We start from the raw sequence: 505 nt of genomic DNA on the forward strand, positions 1-505 counted from the left end.
CGACTCGGCCCGCTCGGGTGCGGCCGTGCCGCCGCCCCGGCGGGGGGGGGCCCGCCGGCGGGGGGGGGGGCCGCGGCGGGCCCCCGGCCCGGGGGGGGGGGCGCCGGCCCGCCGCGCCCGGCCGGCCACCCCGTACCGCTCCAGGCCGCGAGCCAACCGCCCCCACCGGCCCGGCCCGCCGCTGCGCGCCGCGCCGCGCCACCAGACCATCCCGTACCGCACCCATCCCGCACGCCGTGCACGCACGGTTCTTGACTGGGCGACGGGGCGTCAGCACGATGACGTGGGCCTCCTGACCGGGCGCCCCTCCCAGTGACGTGGGGCAAGGCGTCGCCGCCCCGTGCGGTGGCGGCCCCCCAGCCGCCGCCGGGGCGCGCCACCCGGACGGCGTTCGGGCCGGCGCTCCCCGCGGCGCCGCGGCCCGAAGGAGAGTTGCTGCTGTGCGACGGATGACCGCCGGGGCGCGGCCGGACCGATCCGCGGGACCCGCGGGACCCGCGGGACC

The 505-nt window shown here is 84.0% G+C and carries 1 protein-coding gene; it reads right to left on the reverse strand.

What is annotated here, in order from left to right; genetic code table 11:
• Positions 1–210: hypothetical protein (locus tag AAHZ94_RS34955; RefSeq protein WP_349997672.1), on the reverse strand; the 210-nt coding region annotated here is incomplete at its 3' end.
• Positions 211–505: the final 295 nt, after the last annotated feature.

Origin of the sequence: Streptomyces sp. HSW2009 (assembly GCF_040240285.1) — a bacterium.
GTDB lineage: Bacteria > Actinomycetota > Actinomycetes > Streptomycetales > Streptomycetaceae > Streptomyces.